General features: G+C 72.1%; 17 protein-coding genes. 12 read left to right on the forward strand and 5 right to left on the reverse strand.

Annotated features, from left to right (window positions below; all coding sequences use genetic code 11):
• The first annotated feature begins 4 nt into the window (after positions 1 to 4).
• From AC068D_RS00260 to AC068D_RS00300, 9 genes are all read left to right on the forward strand, one after another.
• Positions 5 to 1,177 carry an NAD(P)/FAD-dependent oxidoreductase gene (locus AC068D_RS00260; RefSeq protein ID WP_478820645.1) on the forward strand — a complete coding sequence of 391 codons (1,173 nt, stop codon included), beginning with the start codon at positions 5 to 7 and terminating at the stop codon, positions 1,175 to 1,177.
• The gene (locus tag AC068D_RS00265) at positions 1,174 to 1,488 is read left to right on the forward strand and encodes a (2Fe-2S)-binding protein (protein ID WP_478820646.1); all 315 of its coding nucleotides are present in this window, start codon (positions 1,174 to 1,176) and stop codon (positions 1,486 to 1,488) included. The genes AC068D_RS00260 and AC068D_RS00265 overlap by 4 nt, the downstream gene beginning before the upstream one ends.
• A complete protein-coding gene (locus AC068D_RS00270) occupies positions 1,469 to 2,995 on the forward strand; it encodes an FAD/NAD(P)-dependent oxidoreductase (protein WP_478820647.1) in 1,527 nt (508 codons plus the stop codon). The genes AC068D_RS00265 and AC068D_RS00270 overlap by 20 nt, the downstream gene beginning before the upstream one ends.
• Before the next feature lie 192 nt (positions 2,996 to 3,187).
• Positions 3,188 to 4,090 (forward strand): dihydrodipicolinate synthase family protein, encoded by a 903-nt coding sequence (locus AC068D_RS00275; RefSeq protein ID WP_478820648.1) that lies wholly within the window; start codon positions 3,188 to 3,190, stop codon positions 4,088 to 4,090.
• Positions 4,091 to 4,117: 27 nt separating this feature from the next.
• Positions 4,118 to 5,119 carry a proline racemase family protein gene (locus AC068D_RS00280; protein WP_478820649.1) on the forward strand — a complete coding sequence of 334 codons (1,002 nt, stop codon included), beginning with the start codon at positions 4,118 to 4,120 and terminating at the stop codon, positions 5,117 to 5,119.
• Positions 5,120 to 5,217: 98 nt separating this feature from the next.
• A complete protein-coding gene (locus tag AC068D_RS00285; protein ID WP_478820650.1) occupies positions 5,218 to 6,234 on the forward strand; it encodes a proline racemase family protein in 1,017 nt (338 codons plus the stop codon).
• Complete coding sequence (locus AC068D_RS00290; protein ID WP_478820651.1) at positions 6,231 to 7,190, forward strand: ornithine cyclodeaminase family protein; 960 nt, start codon at positions 6,231 to 6,233, stop codon at positions 7,188 to 7,190. The genes AC068D_RS00285 and AC068D_RS00290 overlap by 4 nt, the downstream gene beginning before the upstream one ends.
• Positions 7,191 to 7,230: 40 nt before the next feature.
• Positions 7,231 to 7,938 carry a GntR family transcriptional regulator gene (locus tag AC068D_RS00295; protein ID WP_478820652.1) on the forward strand — a complete coding sequence of 236 codons (708 nt, stop codon included), beginning with the start codon at positions 7,231 to 7,233 and terminating at the stop codon, positions 7,936 to 7,938.
• 825 nt (positions 7,939 to 8,763) lie between these two features.
• On the forward strand, positions 8,764 to 10,311 hold the full coding sequence (locus AC068D_RS00300; RefSeq protein ID WP_478820653.1) for an MFS transporter: 1,548 nt from the start codon (positions 8,764 to 8,766) through the stop codon (positions 10,309 to 10,311).
• A 49-nt stretch (positions 10,312 to 10,360) separates the two neighbouring features.
• Here the strand turns inward: AC068D_RS00300 and AC068D_RS00305 are convergent, their stop codons facing one another.
• Positions 10,361 to 10,756 carry an ATP-binding protein gene (locus tag AC068D_RS00305; RefSeq protein ID WP_478820654.1) on the reverse strand — a complete coding sequence of 132 codons (396 nt, stop codon included), beginning with the start codon at positions 10,754 to 10,756 and terminating at the stop codon, positions 10,361 to 10,363.
• 255 nt (positions 10,757 to 11,011) lie between these two features.
• Between AC068D_RS00305 and AC068D_RS00310 the strand changes: the two genes are divergently transcribed.
• Positions 11,012 to 12,199, forward strand: a complete 1,188-nt coding sequence (locus AC068D_RS00310) for a sensor histidine kinase (RefSeq protein ID WP_478820655.1) — start codon at positions 11,012 to 11,014, stop codon at positions 12,197 to 12,199.
• Between the two features lie 239 nt (positions 12,200 to 12,438).
• Here AC068D_RS00310 and AC068D_RS00315 read toward each other — a convergent pair whose 3' ends face one another.
• The 4 genes from AC068D_RS00315 to AC068D_RS00330 form a co-directional block, all read right to left on the reverse strand.
• On the reverse strand, positions 12,439 to 13,092 hold the full coding sequence (locus AC068D_RS00315; protein ID WP_478820656.1) for a response regulator: 654 nt from the start codon (positions 13,090 to 13,092) through the stop codon (positions 12,439 to 12,441).
• Positions 13,093 to 13,180: 88 nt separating this feature from the next.
• On the reverse strand, positions 13,181 to 14,002 hold the full coding sequence (locus tag AC068D_RS00320; RefSeq protein WP_478821366.1) for an FAD:protein FMN transferase: 822 nt from the start codon (positions 14,000 to 14,002) through the stop codon (positions 13,181 to 13,183).
• A 31-nt stretch (positions 14,003 to 14,033) separates the two neighbouring features.
• Complete coding sequence (locus AC068D_RS00325; protein ID WP_478820657.1) at positions 14,034 to 14,480, reverse strand: FMN-binding protein; 447 nt, start codon at positions 14,478 to 14,480, stop codon at positions 14,034 to 14,036.
• 71 nt (positions 14,481 to 14,551) lie between these two features.
• Positions 14,552 to 15,937: a ferredoxin reductase family protein gene (locus AC068D_RS00330; RefSeq protein ID WP_478820658.1), complete on the reverse strand. Its 1,386-nt coding sequence runs from the start codon at positions 15,935 to 15,937 to the stop codon at positions 14,552 to 14,554.
• 174 nt (positions 15,938 to 16,111) lie between these two features.
• On the opposite strand from AC068D_RS00330, the gene AC068D_RS00335 reads away from it, so the two are divergent.
• Both AC068D_RS00335 and AC068D_RS00340 read left to right on the forward strand, forming a co-directional pair.
• Complete coding sequence (locus AC068D_RS00335; RefSeq protein ID WP_478820659.1) at positions 16,112 to 16,861, forward strand: response regulator transcription factor; 750 nt, start codon at positions 16,112 to 16,114, stop codon at positions 16,859 to 16,861.
• Positions 16,858 to 18,312, forward strand: a complete 1,455-nt coding sequence (locus AC068D_RS00340) for a sensor histidine kinase (protein ID WP_478820660.1) — start codon at positions 16,858 to 16,860, stop codon at positions 18,310 to 18,312. Before AC068D_RS00335 ends, AC068D_RS00340 begins: the two co-directional genes overlap by 4 nt.
• Positions 18,313 to 18,621: the final 309 nt, after the last annotated feature.

The raw sequence follows: 18,621 nt of genomic DNA on the forward strand, positions 1-18,621 counted from the left end.
TGTCGTGCCCACCAGACACCCCCGTGGTCCCCTGGACGCCGTCATCGTCGGCGCCGGCGTCGTCGGAGCCGCTTGCGCCTACTACGCGAGCAGTGCCGGTCTGGCCGTCACCGTCGTCGACCGCGGATCCGTCGCGGGCGGCACCACCGGTGCCGGGGAAGGGAACCTTCTCGTCTCCGACAAGGAGCCGGGACCCGAGCTCGACCTCGCGCTGCTGTCCACCCGACTCTGGCGCGAACTCACCGAAGCACTCCCACCGGAGACCGAGTACGAGCCCAAGGGTGGTCTCGTCGTGGCGCCCGACGAGACCACCCTCACCGCACTGCGGGACTTCGCGGAAGGACAGCGCAAAGCCGGCGTCGAGACCCGCGAAATCCCCGCCGCCCGGCTCCACGACCTCGAACCCCACCTCGCACCCGGCCTCGCCGGCGGATTCCACTACCCGCAGGACGCGCAGATCCAGCCCGCCCGCGCCGCAGCCCAACTGCTTCACGCCGCCCGTGAGTCCGGAGCCACCGTCAGGCTCGGCGAGGAAGTCACCGGCATCCTCACCGCACCCGACGGCAGCATCAGAGGAGTACGCACCCCGCGCGGCGAACTCCTCGCCCCCGCCGTCGTCAACGCCGCCGGCCCCTGGGGCGGAGCCCTCGCCGCACTCGCCGGCACCCGACTTCCCGTCCTCCCGCGCCGCGGCTTCGTCCTCGTCACCGAGCCGCTGCCACGCGTCGTCCGCCACAAGGTGTACGCCGCCGACTACATCGCCGACGTCGCCAGCGACTCCGCCGCTCTCCAGTCCTCCGCGGTCGTCGAAGGCACCCCGTCGGGGCCGGTCCTCATCGGCGCCACCCGCGAACGCGTCGGCTTCGACCCCGCCCTGTCGACCGAGGCGCTGCGCCGGCTCGCCGCCCAGGCCGCCGCCCTCTTCCCCGTCCTCGCCGATGTGCGCGTGCTGCGCGCGTACCACGGCTTCCGCCCCTATCTGCCCGACCACCTCCCCGCGATCGGGCCGGACCCGCGGGTCCCCGGCCTGTACCACGCCTGCGGCCACGAGGGAGCGGGCATCGGACTCGCACCAGCGACCGGACACCTGATCGCCACGGCCCTGCACGGTGGACGACCCGCCCTGGACACCAGGCCCTTCGCACCCGACCGCTTCGAGGCAGGAGCAGCGCAGTGACCACAACCCCCGCGTCCCTGGCCGGAGCCCGGCCCGGGCCACCGTACGAGATCACCTTCGACGGACGCCCGGTCACCGCGCTGCCCGGACAGAGCGTCGCCGCCGCCCTCTGGGCCGCGGGCATCCTCTCCTGGCGCACCACCCGTCACACAGGCGCACCCCGCGGCGCCTTCTGCGGAATCGGCGTCTGCCACGACTGCCTCGCCACGATCAACGGCCGCCCGAACCAGCGCGCCTGCCTGATCCCCGCACGCCCCGGCGACGCGATCACCACCCAGGAGGGCACCGGCCATGACGACCTCGCCGTCTGAGGAGCCCGGGACGGCCTGCGAGCTCGCCGTCGTCGGAGCCGGTCCCGCCGGGCTCGCCGCAGCCGTCACCGCGGCCGGACTCGGACTGCGGGTGACACTGATCGACGCGGGGGAGCAGCCCGGAGGGCAGTTCTACCGTCACCCCGCACCAGGGCTCCACGCGAGCCGGCCCGAAGCCCTCCACCACAACTGGCAGGCGTACGCCCGCAGGGAACACGCACTGCGCACCTTCACGGCAACGGGACGCATCAGCCACCTGCCCGCGCACCACGTCTGGTCGGTCCGCCCCGAACGGGAGCCGGACCCAGCAGGGCCGGCCGGCACGTCCGGCTGGCGGCTCCACGCCGTCGCGGGACACGGCGGCGCCGACGAGCGCGCTGTCACCGTACGGGCCCGCGCGGTGCTGCTGGCCACCGGGGCGTACGAGCGCCAACTTCCCTTCCCCGGCTGGACCCTGCCGGGAGTCGTCGGCGCCGGGGGTGCGCAGGCGATGCTCAAGTCAGGCCTCGTGCTGCCCGGCCGCCGTGTCGTCGTCGCCGGCAGCGGCCCGCTGCTGCTCGCCGTCGCCGGGTCGCTCGCGGCCGCCGGTGCCACGGTGCCCGCCATGGTGGAAGCCGCGGCCTACACCGCGTACGCACGTCGACTGCCCGCCCTCATGGGCAATCCCGGCAAACTCGCCGAAGGCGCCGCGCACGGGGGCAGGCTGCTCAGGCATGGCGTGCGCATGCTCACCACACACGCAGTCACCGCCGCGCACGGCACGGAGCGCGTCGAGGCCGTCACCGTGACCCGCCTCGACCCCGACTGGCGGCCCGTACCCGGCACCGGGCGTCGCATCCCCTGCGACGCACTGGCCATCGGCCATGGGCTCGTTCCGCAACTGGAGCTCGCCACCGCCCTCGACTGCGCCACACGCCGCACGCCCGACGGCACCGTCGCCCTGGAAGTCGACCACGAGCAGCGCACCTCCGTCCCCGGCGTCTGGTCGGCGGGGGAGACCGGTGGAATCGGCGGGGCGGAACTCGCCCTGGCCGAAGGCGAACTGGCAGCCTTCTCCATCGCGCACACCCTGCACGGCGTACCCCGGCCACGGCGCCGGACAGCGGCCCTGGCCTCCCGCCGCGACCGGCTCCGGACCTTCGCCGATGCGATGGCGGCCGTCCACCGACCTGGCCGGGGGTGGACCGGATGGCTCGACGACGCCACCGAGGTGTGCCGCTGCGAGGAGGTGCCGGCCGGACGGATCAGAGAGGCGTCCGGCGAACTCGGAGCCCATGACGCCCGGACCGTGAAGCTGCTGACCCGGGCCGGAATGGGCTGGTGCCAGGGACGGATGTGCGGCCCCGCCGTCGCGCACCTGGCCGGGGAGGAACCCGCGCCGGACCGGCGGCCGCTGTCCTGCCCGGTGCCGCTGAAGCACCTCGCCGACCTTGCGGACCTCGCCGACCTTGCGGAGCCACAGGGTGCGCACGGACGCAGGCCTGGCCCGTCGGGCGAGGTGAGCTAGTGCAGTGACCGGAAGGTGCCGCCGGCCCGCTTCCAGGCCGGACCATTGCCGTCACCGCACCGGACAGAGCGTGCCGGCCGGCAGCACGCTCCCGTCGACGGCCCGTCAGACACCCGCACCGCCTGCCCGCTGTGGTCTTGTGGCCGCTTCGGGCCCACTAGTAAAATGTCACACCGTACTCTAGGAGTTGATATGGCACACGCACCCCGCACGCGCCCCTGGCACGGAGTCATGGTCGCCACTGCCCTGCCCCTGCGCGACGATCTCTCCATCGACTACGACGCCTACGCCGACCATGTCGCCGGGCTCATCGCCAACGGCTGCGACGGAGTGGTCCCCAACGGCTCCCTCGGCGAGTACCAGACCCTCACCGACGACGAGCGCGCCCGGGTCGTCCGCACGGCCGTCGAAGCGGCGGGCGACGGCGACCGGGTGATGCCCGGTGTCGCGGCGTACGGCAGCGCCGAATCCCGCCGTTGGGCCGACCAGGCCGCCGAGGCCGGCGCCGGATCCGTGCTGCTGCTGCCACCGAACGCCTACCGGGCGGACGAAGAGACGGTCGCCGCCCACTACACCGAAGTCGCGCGCGCCGGCCTCCCCGTCGTCGCCTACAACAACCCCTACGACACCAGGACCGACCTCACCCCCGCCCTGCTCGCCCGCCTCCACGGCGAGCACAGCATCGTCGCCGTCAAGGAGTTCAGCGGCGATGTCCGCCGCGCCTACGAGATCGCCGAACTCGCTCCCGGACTCGACCTGCTCATCGGCGCCGACGACGTACTGCTCGAACTCGCCCTCGCAGGCGCGGTCGGCTGGATCGCCGGCTATCCCAACGCCCTGCCCGAATCCTGCGTCACCCTCTACCGCGCTGCGGTCGAAAAGGACCTCGAGACCGCGCTGCCGCTGTACAAATCCCTGCATCCGCTGCTGCGCTGGGACTCCAAGACCGAGTTCGTCCAGGCCATCAAGCTCTCCATGGACCTGGCCGGCCACCCCGGCGGCCCGACCCGCCCGCCTCGCTCCCCGCTCGACGCGGAACGCGAGGCAGCCGTGCGCGCCGCCACCGAGAAGGCACTCGCCGAGGGCCACAGGTAGACCCGGACCGAGCGAGAAGAGGACCGCATGCGCACCCGCCACGTCTTCCACGCCGTCGACTCGCACACCGAAGGCATGCCGACCCGCGTCATCACCGGCGGCGTCGGCGTCATCCCCGGCGCCACGATGGCCGAACGCCGGCTGCACTTCGTCGAACACCTCGACCACATCCGCACACTGCTCATGTACGAACCGCGCGGCCACTCCGCCATGAGCGGAGCGATCCTGCAGCCGCCCACCCGTCCGGACGCCGACTACGGCGTGCTGTTCGTCGAGGTGTCCGGTCTGCTGCCGATGTGCGGCCACGGCACCATCGGAGTCGCCACCGTCCTCGTCGAGACAGGCATGGTCCCGGTGGCCGAGCCGGTTACCACCGTCAGGCTCGACACCCCGGCCGGGCTGGTGAGTGTGGACGTACATGTCGAGGACGGGGCGGCCCGCTCCGTCACCCTCACCAACGTCCCGGCCTTCTGCCTCGCACTGGACCGCAAGGTCGAGGTCCCCGGACACGGCACGGTCACCTATGACATGGCATACGGCGGCAACTTCTACGCCATCGTCTCCCTGGACGCCCTCGGCCTCCCCTTCGACCGTGCCCGCAAGGACGAACTGCTCACCGCCGGCCTTGCGGTCATGGACGCCATCAACGCCACCGACCGTCCCGTCCATCCGGTCACGCCCGCCATCGGCCGCGTCAAACACGTCTACCTCGCCGCCCCGGGCTCCGACTCCATGCACTCCCGGCACGCGATGGCCATCCATCCCGGCTGGTTCGACCGTTCCCCCTGCGGCACGGGTACCAGCGCCCGGATGGCCCAGCTCCACGCCAGAGGCGAACTCCCCATCGGCCGGGACTTCGTCAACGAGTCCTTCATCGGAACCGAGTTCACCGGCCGGCTGGTCGAGGAGACCACGGTCGGCGGACTGCCCGCCGTCGTCCCCACCGTCACCGGCCGCGCCTGGATCACCGGCACCGCGCAGTACTTCCTGGACCCGACCGACCCGTTTCCCGGAGGCTTCCTCCTGTGACCCCGCCGACACCACCGGACCCGCCCGCGCCGAAGGCCACTCCGGCCCCGCCGACGCAGCCCGCCGCAATCGCGGTACCCGCCCCGGGTACCGAGTCCGTGATCCGTAGCACCGACTACCACACCGCCGGCGAGCCCTTCCGGATCGTCGCCGACGGACTGCCCCCCGTCACCGGTGACACCGTGGCCGAACGCTGTGCCCACGCCATCGGAGCCGGAGGCTCCGCCACCGCGCCGCGCCCCGGTCCGCTCGACACGCTCAGACGCCTCCTCGTCCAGGAACCGCGCGGCCACTCGGGCATGTACGGCGGTTTCGTCGTGCCGCCCGATGACGACGGAGCCCACTTCGGGGTCCTGTTCTGGCACAAGGACGGCTACTCCACGGCCTGCGGCCACGGCACTGTCGCGCTCGGCGCATGGGCCGTGGACAGCGGCCGCGTCGGAGCGCCGGACGACGGATCCGTACAGATCCGCATCGATGTGCCGTCGGGACGCGTGACGGCGACGGTCCACCGCGAGCAGGGCCGCACCACCGCGGTCACCTTCCGCAATGTCCCGGCCCGTGTGACCGCCCGCAAGATCCCCGTCGCCACCAGCTTCGGCACCGCGGACGTCGATGTTGCACACGCCGGTGCCTGCTACGCCTCGGTGCCCGCAGCACAACTGGGCCTCGACGTCGACCGAGCCTCACTGCCCCGACTCGTACGCGCCGGACGGGAGATCCGCGCCGCGCTGGCCGGCCACCCCGCCACCTGGCATCCGGACGGCCCGCTGCTGTCCGGTGTCTACGGCGTGATCCTCCACGAAGAGCTCCCCGACACCGCCACCGGGCCCGCCCAGGCAGCTGTGACGGTCTTCGCCGACGGCCAGGTCGACCGCTCGCCGTGCGGCTCCGGTACCTCCGCGCGCCTGGCCCTGCTGGCGGAGGACGGCAGACTCGGCCCCGGCGACACACTGCACCATGAATCGGTCATCGGCACGGTCTTCACCGGCCGCGTGGTCTCCCGCACGGACGAGGGAACCGTCACGGAGGTCACCGGGACAGCCCACCGCACCGGCGAGCACACGTTCGTCCTCGACCCGCACGACACCCTCGCGACGGGCTTTCTGCTGTGAAACCGTCCAACGGCACACCGCTCCACCTCGACGCGCACGACATCGGCCGACTGCTGAAGCCCGCCGCGGCGGCCGACGCGCTGGAGCACGTACTCAGGGAGGGCCTCGACCCCGAGAACTGCCCGCCGCGCTCCCGGATCACCGTCCCCGCAGGCCAGTTGCTGCTGATGCCCGCCGCGGCCGGAGCCTACGCCGGAGTCAAGATCGCCGGGGTGGCTCCCGCCAACACGGGGCGCGGACTGCCCCGGATCACCGGGAGCTATCTGCTGCTCGACGGACCAACGCTCGTTCCGCTCGCGCTGCTGGACGGGGCGGCGCTGACCGCACTGCGCACCCCGGCCGTCTCCGCGGTCGCGCTGAGGCGACTGGCGGCGCGGGAGATCGGACACGCCGTCCTCTTCGGGGCAGGCCCCCAGGCGTACGGCCATCTCGATGCCGTGCTCGCGGAACGGCCGCTGACCCGGGTGACCGTGGTCGCCCGCCGCCCGGACCGGGCGGAGACGCTGGCCCGGTACGCGCGCACACGCGGTCTCGACGCATGCACCGGCACCCCTGGCGACGTATCGGACGCGGATCTCGTCATCTGCTGCACCACCGCACGCGAACCGCTCTTCGACGGGCGCCTGGTCCCGGATCACGCCACCGTGATCGCGATCGGCTCGCACGAGCCGGACGCGCGCGAGACCGACAGCGCGCTCGTCCGGCGCTCGGCGGTGTACGTCGAATCCCGGGCAGTCGCACAGCGCGAGGCGGGCGACCTGATCATCCCGGAGGCGGAAGGCGCTGCCGGGCCGGAGCACTTCGCGGGAACGCTCGCCGAACTGGTCACCGGACATGCCACAGTGAGTGCAGGGCGTCCCCGCCTGTTCAAGAGTGTGGGAATGGCCTGGGAGGACCTCGCGGTCGCCGCCGCTGTCCACAGGCGAGCGACGGCGGCGCCCGATGACGCAACGTGACATTGTACGCTGGCTCCTCGCGGATTCACGGAGGCATGCCATGGGTGACCTGAAGCAGTTCAGCCTGATCACAGCCCAGGAGCGGCTGCGCGACCAGGTCGCCCACGCCCTGCGCGCCGCCCTGGTCGCGGGCGAACTCCGTCCGGGCCATGTCTACTCCGCGCCCGGACTCGCCGCCGACTTCGGCATCTCCGCCACCCCGGTGCGCGAGGCCATGCTGGATCTCGCCCGCGAGGGACTGGTGGAACCCGTCCGCAACAAGGGCTTCCGGATCACGGAGGTCAGCGAGCGCGACCTCGACCAGTACACCGAGCTCCGCGCCCTGATCGAGGTGCCGACCATCGGCCGCGTCACACAGATCGCGACGGCCGAGCAACTGGAAGAACTCAGGCCGGTCGCAGAGGAGATCGTGGCCCACGCCCGCGAGCACAATCTGATCGGCTATCTGGACGCGGACCGCCGCTTCCATCTCGGCCTGCTCTCGCTGGCCGGCAACGACCGGCTGGTCGAGACCGTCGGTGATCTGCGCAAGCGCTCCCGGCTCTACGGCCTCACCCGACTCGACGAGCTGGGACAGCTGGTCGCCTCAGCGGAGGAGCACCATGAGCTGCTCGATCTGATGCTGGCCGGGGACGAGGCGGCCGCGGAGGAATGCATGGCCCGCCACCTCGGCCATGTGCGCTCCCTCTGGGCCCGGGCCAGGGACGAGCCGGTGGAGCCGCGGCGCAAGCGCAGTCTCCGCGGCTGACGGCTGACGGCTGACGGCTGACGGCTGACGGCTGACGGCTGACGGCTGACGGCTGGCGGTCTGACGGCTGGCGGTCGTCGCCGACGTTTTCGGCGCGGCCTGGCACGGCGACCGCATCGGGCGCGCGCCTGCGAGGGCACGAAGGTCGCGATCCTCTCCGCGGGCTCCCTCCGGCCTCGGCGGGCCGCTGTCCGCGTGACTCCCCGGCTCATGGACCCGAACGGATCGCCCGGCTCCGTACTCACCTCCCGCGAGGGTGACCAGGGACGACTGCCGCGCAGCGACCTCGCTGTGCGGAAAGCGGAGTTGCTCGAAGTGGCGGAAGCGTCGGGGAAGTTCCACCAGCCGGCACCGGTGGTCCGGCGATGAAGGACCGGACAAGGCCGTTTAGGGGCCACGGCGGGCGACCGGCCGAACTGCCGCCGCAGGGAAGGCTCATGGAGATCGACGACGGCTGCACCCTGAGCGCGGAGCACCGGCCGCACGGCTCACGATGTGACGCCGAGCGCACACCTCGCACACCTCGCACGCCTCGCGCAGACGTGCTCGACAGTGCCGGCGGCAGTGGGACCGGGGGCGGGAACCGGTGAAAGCACTTGCGGGACAACCGGCGGAAGAGCCGTGGGAGGAGCGGCGAAAGCGCTGCCACGGCCCCGCGGAAGGGCCTCACGGACCGGCGGAGGACGGTGGGACAACCGGCGGGACGGGCGGTGCGACCGACGGAGTGCGCCCCGCGTGATCGACTCGCGGGGCCCCTGGCCCCGGCCTACGGTCGAAAGGGTGGACGCCGCCGTCCACCGACCCTCCGCCGAGGGCACTTGTGCGATGACCAGCCCGCAATCGACCCCAGCACCGCGGACCACCGCCCCGGAGCGGGGCGACGGCGTGATGGCACTGCTGGTCATTGCCTCCTGCCAGCTGATGGTGGTGCTCGACATCACCATCGTGAACATCGCGCTGCCGCACATCCAGACGTCGCTCGGCTTCTCCACGACGAACCTCTCCTGGGTCGTCAGCGCGTACACACTCACCTTCGGCGGTCTTCTCCTGCTCGGCGGCCGGGCCGGAGACATACTCGGCCGCCGCCGGGTCTTCATCTTCGGAGTGCTGCTCTTCGTCGTCGCCTCACTGCTCGGCGGGCTCGCCCAGAACTCGGGCCAGCTGCTTGCCGCACGCGCCCTCCAGGGCGCCGGCGCCGCGATAGCCTCCCCGACCGCTCTCGCCCTGATCAGCACGACGTTCAGAGAAGGCCCGGACCGCAACCGGGCCTTCGGTGTCTTCGCCGCCGTCTCCGCGGGCGGCGGCGCCATCGGGCTCCTTGCGGGCGGCATGCTCGTCGAATGGCTCGACTGGCGCTGGGTGTTCTTCGTCAACGTGCCGATCGGACTGCTCATCGCCCTGGCCACGCCGCGCCGGATCAGGGAGTCCGAGCCACACCCCGGCAACTTCGACCTCACGGGCGCGCTCACCGCCACCGTCGGCATGGTCCTGCTCGTCTACGGATTCATCAGGGCCGCACAGCACGGCTGGCGGAACGGGCTCACCATCGCGTCATTCGTCGGAGCGGCCCTGGTCCTCACCCTCTTCGTCCTCGTCGAACGCCACTCCAGGCAGCCCATCACCCCGCTCCATATGTTCGCCGACCGCAACCGGCGCGGAACATACGCGATGATGCTGAGCCTTGCCGCAGCGATGTTCGGCATGTTCTTCTTCCTGACGCTCTTCGTGCAGAACGTGCTCGGCTTCAGTCCGCTGGCAGCCGGCCTCGCCTTCCTGCCGGTCAGCGCGACCATCGCGCTGAGCGCCGGTCTGACCTCACAACTCCTGCCCGCGTACGGGCCGAAGCCCTTCATGGTCGCCGGCGCCCTGCTGACCACGGCGGCCCTGGTCTGGCTCGCCCAGATCGATGTCCACTCCACATACCTGGGCAGCATCCTCGGGCCGATGCTGGTCTTCAGCCTGGGCATGGGGATGGAGTTCATCTCGCTCACGCTGACGGCGCTCTCCCACGTCGACGACCATGAATCGGGCGCGGCCTCGGGGCTCCTCAATGCCCATCAGCAGGTCGGCGGTTCCCTCGGACTGTCCATCCTGGTCACCGTGTTCGGTACCGCCGCCGGCAACGAGACCGAGCACCTGCTGCCGGGCTTCCTCACCCGGGCGACCCCGTCCGAGCTCCTGCGCTTCGAACACACGGGCAGGCTGCCCGCCCCCTTCGCCGATGCGGTCCTCACCGCAGGGGTGGCCGCGGCCTTCGTGGTGGCCGCGGTGTTCACCTCGGTCGCAGCGCTCATCGCGCTCCTGGTCATCCAGGTACGTCCCTGCGACATCGAACGCCTCAAAGGAGCGGCAGGGCGGGCCCAGCCTCCCTGAGTCCGTGCCGGGTCCTCCGGTACCGGACCCGCTCGTACGGGGGCGGGTGTCAGGCCGGGGCGAGCCGGAACCACACCCACTTGCCGTGGTCGCCGACCGTGGCCACACCCCAGGACCCGGCGAGCGCATCCAGCAGGTCCAGCCCGCGGCCCCGCTCCGGATGGTCGGCCACCGCGTCTGCGGACCTGGCCCCGCCGCCCATCACCGGCTCGGCGTCGAAGACCGCGCCGGTGATGGCACCGGCCGTCCCGTCACGGGCCACGGCGACCTCGATGGTGCCCCCGTTCGCGTGGCGCACGGCGTTCGACACCACCTCGGACAGCAGCAGGGCAGCGGTCTCTGCGATCGAGCAGTCCGCGGGGGCGATCTCCTCGAGGACGCGCCGGGCCTGCGCCGCGGCGCGCGGGTGCCTGGGCAGGATCGCGACCACGCGGTCTCCGATCATGAATGTGCTCCTACCTTCCACAATCCTTCCTTCCACCAGGGGGGTGCCGTCCAACGGCACCCGGACCTCTCCCAGCGTGGTGGCGCGGGAAGCCCCCGCGGCGTCTCCTTCAGCCGGATCTCCGCCTGCCGTTCGTCACATCCCGGCGTAACTTTCGTCGCGAGCGATCCCGGGGCGGAGGGTCGGCGTCAAGAGCGGCGAAGGCCATACAGTGGCCGCAGGGTGCGCGGGTTTGCGCAAGGTGGTGAGGGCTGAGTGACCGAGCGGAAGCCCTGGTCGGTACGGCAGCGGGACGCACTGCTCACCGCGGTCGTGATACTCCTCGGCGTCGTCGACACCTGGATCAAGCCGTCCAACGGCCTGCTCACCGGTCTGCCCACCGGCGTCGTGGCCGCTGTTTCCGGCGCGGTCGGTGCGGCGCTGTGGTGGCGCCGTCGCCGGCCGGGACCCGTGGCCGCCGTCGTCACGGTGGGCTACATGATCGCGTTCACCCCGGCGGCCCTGGCCGTGGCCATGTACACGGTGGGGGAGACGTACCGGAGCGTACGCACCCTGGTGTGGTTCGGGGCGGCGGGCTGCGCGGCCGGGGTCGTGGCCCTGTGGGCCGGCACGCCCGAGCCCGATCTGCGCGACTCGGCCTTCGCCCTCGCACTGATCCTCGGACCGCTCGTCGTGGGTTACACCGTCGCCATCCGCCGCGATCTCGCCGGCGAGGCGCAGGCCACGGTCGACGCCCTGGAGCGTGAGCGGCATCTGCTCGTCGAGCGGGCCAGGGCGGGGGAGCGGGCCCGCATCGCCAGAGAGCTCCACGACGTCGTCGCCCACCGCGTCGGGAACATCGTGCTCACCGCGGGCGCGCTGAAGGTCGGCCCCGAAGCACGCGTTCCCGCGGTCGCAGAGGCTGCGGAGCTGATCAGGGACGAGGGCCACCAGGCGCTGGAGGAGCTGCGCGAGGTCCTCGGCGTCCTCGCACCGGACCGCCCGGACCGCCCGGACCGCCCGGACCGCCCGGACCGCCCGGACCGGCCGGACGGCACAGCACCCCGGCCCGGAGCCGGCGGGCTCGACGAGCTCGTCGAGCGTTCCGGCAGACTCGGCCGTCCTGCGACGCTGCGGATCGCCGGGCATCCCGAGACCCTGCCCGCCCCCGTGCAGCGGGCCCTCCGGCGCATCGTTCAGGAAGGTCTCACCAACGCCGCCAAGCACGCCCCCGGCGCGCAGGTCGCGGTCGTGGTCGAGTGCCGGATCGACGGTGTGGAAGTGCAGGTCACCAATGGCCCGGCCACCGGTACCCGGGAAGCGGACCCGCTGCCGAGCGGCGGCAACGGGCTGATCGGCCTGGCCGAACGCATCGACATGCTCGACGGCACGTTCTCGGCCGGTCCGTACGACGGCGGGTACCGCATCGGAGCCTTCATCCCGCACAGGCCGGCGCAGAGCTGACCTCGAGGCCACCGTGGGTCGCCGGGGCATGCGTCCGCCGGGCCACGCGGCCACCGGGCTCAGGGGCCGCGCGAGCCGTCGGCGCGCCGAGCGGCCACCTGCGCCGAGCCCCACGTCCGCCGCCTCGCGCCGCTCGCCCGCCGAGCCGTCCTTACGGAGTCGTCAGGTCGTGGAGTCGTGGAGCCGTCGAGTCGTGGAGCCGCCGCATCGCAACAGGCCCGCCTTCGCCCGGCGCCCGGTCAGCTCTCCAGGCCCGCCCGGTAGGCCAGCCTGGCGGCCTGGACCCGGTTGGCCGCCCCGATTTTCGCCAGCAGCCGGCTGACCTGGCCTTTGACGGTTCCCTCGCTGATGTGCAGCGCGGAACCGATGTCCGCATTGGACAGCCCCCTCGCAATCAGCCTGAGCACCTCCCGGTCGCGGTCAGTCAACGACTCCAGCGCCTGCTTCTCCTCAACCGTGAGCTGTGAGGTCTGCCCGGCCAGCACATCCAGGACCCGGCCCGTCACCGCCGGGTCCAGGGCGGCCTTGCCCTCGGCCACCTGGCGGACGGCGCGCAGCAGTTCCTCCGGAGGCATGTCCTTCAGCAGAAAACCGCTGGCACCCGACCGTACGGCTTCGTCGACGTACTCGTCCGCGCTGAACGTCGTCAGGATCAGCACCCGGGGCGGCTGCGGCAGTGCCTTCATCTCCCTGGTCGCGGCCAGTCTGTCCATTCCCGGCATCCCGATGTCGAGCAGCGTGACATCCGGACGGAACCGACGGGCTGCGTCCACGGCACTGCGTCCGTCCCAGGCCTGCGCCACGACATGCATGTCGTCGCTGGACTCGATGATGTCGCTCAGCCCGCGACGCACGATCTCGCTGTCGTCGGCGATCAGTACGTGGATCACCATGGTCGTCCTCCGGCACCGGGCTCGCGCGGGCCCTGAGCGCTGTGCACCTGCCCGACGCCACATGGTTCAGCACTCGGCGCCACGTGGTTCAGGTATCTACGGAGAGTAGACCCCGGAGCCCTGCCCGGCCTCCGGGAGACCACTCCCGGAGGCCGTCCGGGCCGGCGATCGCCGGCCCCGACCCCAGCCCGGGGCTGTACGCGGTGAATCCGGGGGTCCACCAGGTGCGGGCGTCGGCGGTGACGGCGAATGCCTCGATCCCCTCCCGGGAGCGGACCCATGCACGGGCCGCGGCACCCATCGCGAAGGCGGCGGTGGCCAGGGCGTCGACCTCCGTGAGGTGACGGCCCACGAGGGTGATCGACGCGAGTTCCGTCGCGGGTCCACCACTGTTGGGGTCGACGATGTGGTGGCCGCGTTCGGTGGTTCCGGAGGTCGCGACGGCCAGGTCCCGGCCGCCGACCAGGGTGGCGAGTTCGCCGCGGTGGAAGGGGTGGGCTATCCCGAACCGCCAGGGCCGGTCAGGGGCTGCCTCCCCCCGGCACTGGATATCGCCTCCGCCGTTGACCAGGTGGTGACCGGCGCCCGCGGCGTACAGCATCCCCGAGACGCGCTCGACCGCCCAGCCCTTGACCATCGCGGAGGGGTCGAGGCGACCGCCGGGGTACGCGGTGAACCAGCCGCCGCTGACCCGGGCGGCGTCCTGGCACAGCCGAAGGACCTCCGCCACCTCCGGATCGCATGCGGGCAATGTCGTCTCGCCGCGGCCGAGGCGGCTGATCTGGCTGTCCGGGCAGTACGTGGAGAAGACCGCGTCGACGTGGTGCAGCCAGGCCACTGCGTCGGCGAGCGCCCCGGCGATCCCGGGCGTCACCTCGCCCCGGACGTCGAACGAGAACACGGTGCCCATGACGTGCTCGACGCGGCGCACACCGGCAGGCTCAGGCACGGGCCCGGTCCAGTGCGCTCTGCAGCGAGGAGATGTAGCCCTGGCTGGTGTACGTGGCGCCCGAGACGGCGTCGATCTGCGCGTTCTGCGCCGCCAGGGCCCGCTCCGTGAGGCGCGGTACGGCATCGGCGCTCGGACCGCCGTCATGGAGGCCCTGGAGGACCTGGACCGCGGTGAGCCGGCCGTCGGCCAGAGTGGCCCGCACCTGCACGGGGCCCTGCCGGGTCTTGACGGTGTCGCCGACGAAGGATCCCGATGCCCCGTCCTGCCGCTCCGGGGCTGAGGTACTGCCGCCCGGTGAGGCCGGGGCCTCGACGGAGGGAGCGGGCGCCGAGGGGGCGGCGGTGGCGGCTGCCGAGGTGTCGTCCTGGGGCTTGAGGGACAGCAGCAGGACGATGCCTGCGGCGGTGGCGGCGGTGGCAGCGGCGGCTCGGATCATGGAACTCACTCCTCGTGGTGGATCAGCTCTGGTGGTGGATCAGCTCGCGGTCGTGGTTCACGGGTCGTGGTTCAGAAGGCGAACGACTCGTGATGGATGCGGTGCCGTGGGACTCCGGCCCTGCCCAGTGCCGTCTTCGCGGCGGCGGTCATTCCCGGCGGGCCGCAGAGATAGACGTCGTGCGCAGGCAGCCCGGGGACGAGCCGGCCGATGGCGTCCCCCGTCAGCGGGACCGACGGCCCCTCCGGCCCGTCGACGACGTAGTGCACGCATGCGCCTCGTGCCGTGGCTATCGCGTCGAGCTCGTCCCGCAGCGCCAGGTCCTGGGGGCTGCGTGCGTAGTAGAGGAGAGTCACTTCTCCCGGCAGCGTCTCGAAGAGCGCGCGCAGTGGGGTGATGCCCACGCCACCGCCGAGCAGCAGCACCTTGTTGCTGCCCTGGCGTGCGGGGGTGAAGGCTCCGTACGGCCCTTCCGCCCACACCCGGGTGCCCGGCCTGATGCGGGCAAGCGCGGCGCTGTGACCGCCCGATGCCTTGACGGTGATCCGCAGATGGCGCTCGTCGACGGGGGCGGACAGCGAGTACGGATTGGCCGTCCACCACATCCCCGGGGCGAGGAAGCGCCACCGGAAGAACTGGCCGGGGTGCGCGCCCAGGGCCTGCAGATGCTTGCCGGTGATATAGACGGACACCACTCCGGGCACTTCCTGGTGTACCTCGGCCACATGGAGGCGGTGGCGCAGAGCACGCCTCAGCGGAGTGAGGAAGCGGTACCACAGCAGCAGCCCCGCCACCCCGAGGTACAGCCCGTACCAGGCCGTTCGCGCCGCCGGGTCGTCCATGAAGTCCGCGCCGTTCGACAGCTGGTGGAAGAAGGCCAGGAAGACCCCGAGGTACGTGAGGAAGTGCAGGTAGTACCAGGCCTCGTACGACATCCTGCGACGGGCGGCCCTGGCGGAGACGACTCCCACCACGACGAGCAGCAGCATGCCCACGGTGCCCATGAGCATGTCCTCGTACTCGAACACCAGCGTGGTCGTCTGGTCGATGACGCTCGTCTCCGACGTGACCGAGTATCCCCAGATGATCAGCAGGGTGTGCGCGACCGACAGGGAGACCGTGTACCGCCCGCCCATGGCGTGCCAGCGTGCCAGCCGGTCGCTTCCCACACTGCGGTCCAGGGCCGGCACCCGGGCCATCAGGGCGAGCAGGACGGCGCACGCATAGCCGGCGAGCAGCCCGGTGATCCGGCCCGCCCCCGTCAGCCACCCGTCCGGTCCGGTGACCGTTTCGGTGTTGCTCCACCACAGCCCGAGCACGGCGGCGGCGCCGGCCTGGATGACGAGCACGAGACCCGCGGCGGGGGAACGCCAGGGCCGCCAGGACCGGGGTGGCGCATGCTGTGACAGATGCCGATTGCCGCGGCTGCTGCCGCGGGTGTGCTGGACGGTGGCCATGGGTCTCCCCTCGGTGGATGTCGTGGGTCCCGGGGGCCGTGTGGTGCCGCGGCTCGGGGTGCGGCACACCGTGGCAGCGGAATCTCTGTGTTTCTTCTGAGACCCCGCGGAAGCGGTGTCCTGAGAGCGGACTCATAGGAAATTCAGAGGAAGGGCGGTGATACTGCCGGGGCCATGAGAAATCCGGACACCGCCTCGCCCTCGCCGGCCGGTCTGCACCGACCCGACGGTTCGCCCGTGCGCGTGCTCGTCGTGGACGACGAGCCCGATCTGGCCGGCATCCTCTCCGACGCCCTCCGCTACGAGGGCTGGGACGTCGGCACCGCCGGAACCGGTGAGGAGGCGGTCGCCATGGCCCGGGACTTCAGCCCGGACGCCGTGGTGCTGGACATGATGCTGCCCGACATCAACGGGCTCGATGTGCTCCGCCGGCTGCGAGCCCAGGCGCCCGGCGTATGTGTGCTCTTCCTCACGGCCCGCGACGCGGTGGAGGACCGCATCGCCGGTATCACCGCCGGCGGTGACGACTACGTCACCAAACCCTTCAGCCTCGAGGAAGTGCTCGCCCGGCTGCGCGGACTGCTGCGCCGGGCCGGGATGACCCGGGCGACCGACGGGACGACGCTGCTCGCCGTCGGCGACCTGGTGATGGACGAGGACGTCCGGGAGGTCTCACGCGGTGGCCGGCCGGTGGACCTGACACCGACCGAATTCGAGCTCCTTCGCTTTCTGATGCGCAATCCACGGCGAGTCCTGAGCAAGGCCCAGATCCTCGACCGTGTGTGGAGCTATGACTTCGGTGGACAAGCCCATGTGGTCGAGCTCTACATCAGCTATCTCCGCAAGAAGATCGACGCCGGGCACAGCCCCCTGATCCACACCGTGCGCGGGGTCGGCTATGTCCTCAAGCCGGACCCGTCATGACGCCCGCACCCCTCCTCGGGGCCCTGGCGGCCCGCAGCCTGCGGGCCCGGCTGACGATCGGACTGGTCGTACTGCTGGCGCTCTGCTGCGCCGCCGTGGGGCTGGCGACCACCACCGCACTCGAGGGCTTCCTCGTACGACGGCTGGACCAGCAGCTCATGGCCGTCGGCAACCACTTCCCCGCGAGCCTCGACCCCGAGAGGAAAATGCGCGGCGACGGCGGCCCCGACACCCGTGGGCAGGCCACCGGCACCTTCGGCGCCTGTGTGCTGCGCGGTGCGGTGACCCAGGCCGCCGTGGTCGGCGACCAGACCGAGAGCCCCGTGCCGCTCACCGGCGCCGACCGGCGTGAACTGGTGGCCGTACCCGGCGACGGCAGGGGACGCAGCATCCGGCTGTCCGCCCTTGACGACTACCGGGTCGTAGGCGTGCGAGGACCCGCGGGAGACGTACTGATCACGGGCCTGCCGCTGCAGCCGGTCGAGGACACCGTGCAGCGGCTTCGGCTGGTCGAGGCCATCGTGTTCGGGGCGGCGCTGCTGGTCACCGGGATCGTGGGAGCGGCCTGGGTGCGGCTTTCCCTGCGCCCCTTGCGCCGCGTGGCGGCCACGGCCTCCCGGGTGGCCCAACTGCCCCTCGCGGGAGGCGAAGTGGCCATGCCGCCGAGGGTCCCCGACAACGACCCCCGGACCGAGGTGGGCCAGGTCGGGGATGCATTCAACCGGATGCTCCGGCATGTCGAGGACTCGCTCGCACGCAGGCACGCGAGCGAGGAGCGGCTGCGGCGGTTCGCCGCCGATGCCAGCCACGAGCTGCGCACCCCCGTCGCATCGATACGCGGCCACGCGGAGCTGGCCCTGCGCCATCCGGAGCCGGTGCCCGACAAGGTGCGCCACTCGCTCGACCGGGTCCGGTGCGAGTCGGTGCGGATGGGCGAACTCGTGGACGACCTCCTGCTGCTCGCCAGACTGGACGCCGGCCGGCCCCTCGCGGACGAGGCGGTGGACCTGACGCGGCTGGTGCTGGACGCGGTGAGCGACGCCCGGGCAGCCGGGCGGGAACACCGATGGGTGCTGGAACTGCCCGAAGAACCCGTGGTCGTACAGGGTGATGAGCGGGGCCTGCAGCAGGTGCTGACCAATCTGCTCGCCAACGCCCGCACCCACACACCCCCGGGCACCACCGTCACCGTCAGGCTCGCGGAGCGGGACGGCGAGGTGGAGTTCCTTGTGGAGGACGACGGCCCCGGTGTGCCGGAGGAACTGCAGTCGGAGATCTTCGAGCGCTTCGTACGCTCCGACAACGGGCGTTCCAGGAGCGCGGGCGGCACCGGTCTCGGCCTGGCCATCACGCATGCGGTGACCTCGGTGCACGGTGGCCGCGTCGAGCTGCGCAGCCGCCCGGGCAGCACGGTGTTCCGGGTGACTCTGCCGCAGCGGTCCGGGCGATAGGGGAAATCCCGGCCCCGCCCTGACCCGCGCAGCGCTTCCCGTCGGTGCGGCCCCGCGGCCCGCGGCCCCGCGGCCCGCGGCCCCCCCGCCCCCGCGCTTCACGCCCCGCACCGCTGCCTCCGTCCGCCGATCGGCGTGGCACTCGCCCGCTCCGAGCCGAGCGCCATGGGCGTACCGCCGCATCCGCCCCCGCCCGCCCTCGCGCGGCCTGAGCCAGGCGCACCACACGCACGCCTACCGTCGCGCCCGCCGTTCGGCGCCGGACCTGCGTCGTCCAGCGCCGCGCCCGCTGTTCTGGCGCCGAGCCCG

The organism is Streptomyces sp. NPDC043861 (assembly GCF_056435905.1).

Excerpts from the sequence above, each read along its gene's own strand:
- AC068D_RS00270 (WP_478820647.1), top strand. The coding sequence starts at position 1,469 with ATGACGACCTCGCCGTCTGAGGAGCCCGGGACGGCCTGCGAGCTCGCC.
- AC068D_RS00275 (WP_478820648.1), top strand. The coding sequence starts at position 3,188 with ATGGCACACGCACCCCGCACGCGCCCCTGGCACGGAGTCATGGTCGCC.
- AC068D_RS00280 (WP_478820649.1), top strand. The coding sequence starts at position 4,118 with ATGCGCACCCGCCACGTCTTCCACGCCGTCGACTCGCACACCGAAGGC.
- AC068D_RS00295 (WP_478820652.1), top strand. The coding sequence starts at position 7,231 with ATGGGTGACCTGAAGCAGTTCAGCCTGATCACAGCCCAGGAGCGGCTG.
- AC068D_RS00300 (WP_478820653.1), top strand. The coding sequence starts at position 8,764 with ATGACCAGCCCGCAATCGACCCCAGCACCGCGGACCACCGCCCCGGAG.
- AC068D_RS00305 (WP_478820654.1), bottom strand. The coding sequence starts at position 10,756 with ATGATCGGAGACCGCGTGGTCGCGATCCTGCCCAGGCACCCGCGCGCC.
- AC068D_RS00315 (WP_478820656.1), bottom strand. The coding sequence starts at position 13,092 with ATGGTGATCCACGTACTGATCGCCGACGACAGCGAGATCGTGCGTCGC.
- AC068D_RS00320 (WP_478821366.1), bottom strand. The coding sequence starts at position 14,002 with ATGGGCACCGTGTTCTCGTTCGACGTCCGGGGCGAGGTGACGCCCGGG.
- AC068D_RS00325 (WP_478820657.1), bottom strand. The coding sequence starts at position 14,480 with ATGATCCGAGCCGCCGCTGCCACCGCCGCCACCGCCGCAGGCATCGTC.
- AC068D_RS00330 (WP_478820658.1), bottom strand. The coding sequence starts at position 15,937 with ATGGCCACCGTCCAGCACACCCGCGGCAGCAGCCGCGGCAATCGGCAT.
- AC068D_RS00335 (WP_478820659.1), top strand. The coding sequence starts at position 16,112 with ATGAGAAATCCGGACACCGCCTCGCCCTCGCCGGCCGGTCTGCACCGA.
- AC068D_RS00340 (WP_478820660.1), top strand. The coding sequence starts at position 16,858 with ATGACGCCCGCACCCCTCCTCGGGGCCCTGGCGGCCCGCAGCCTGCGG.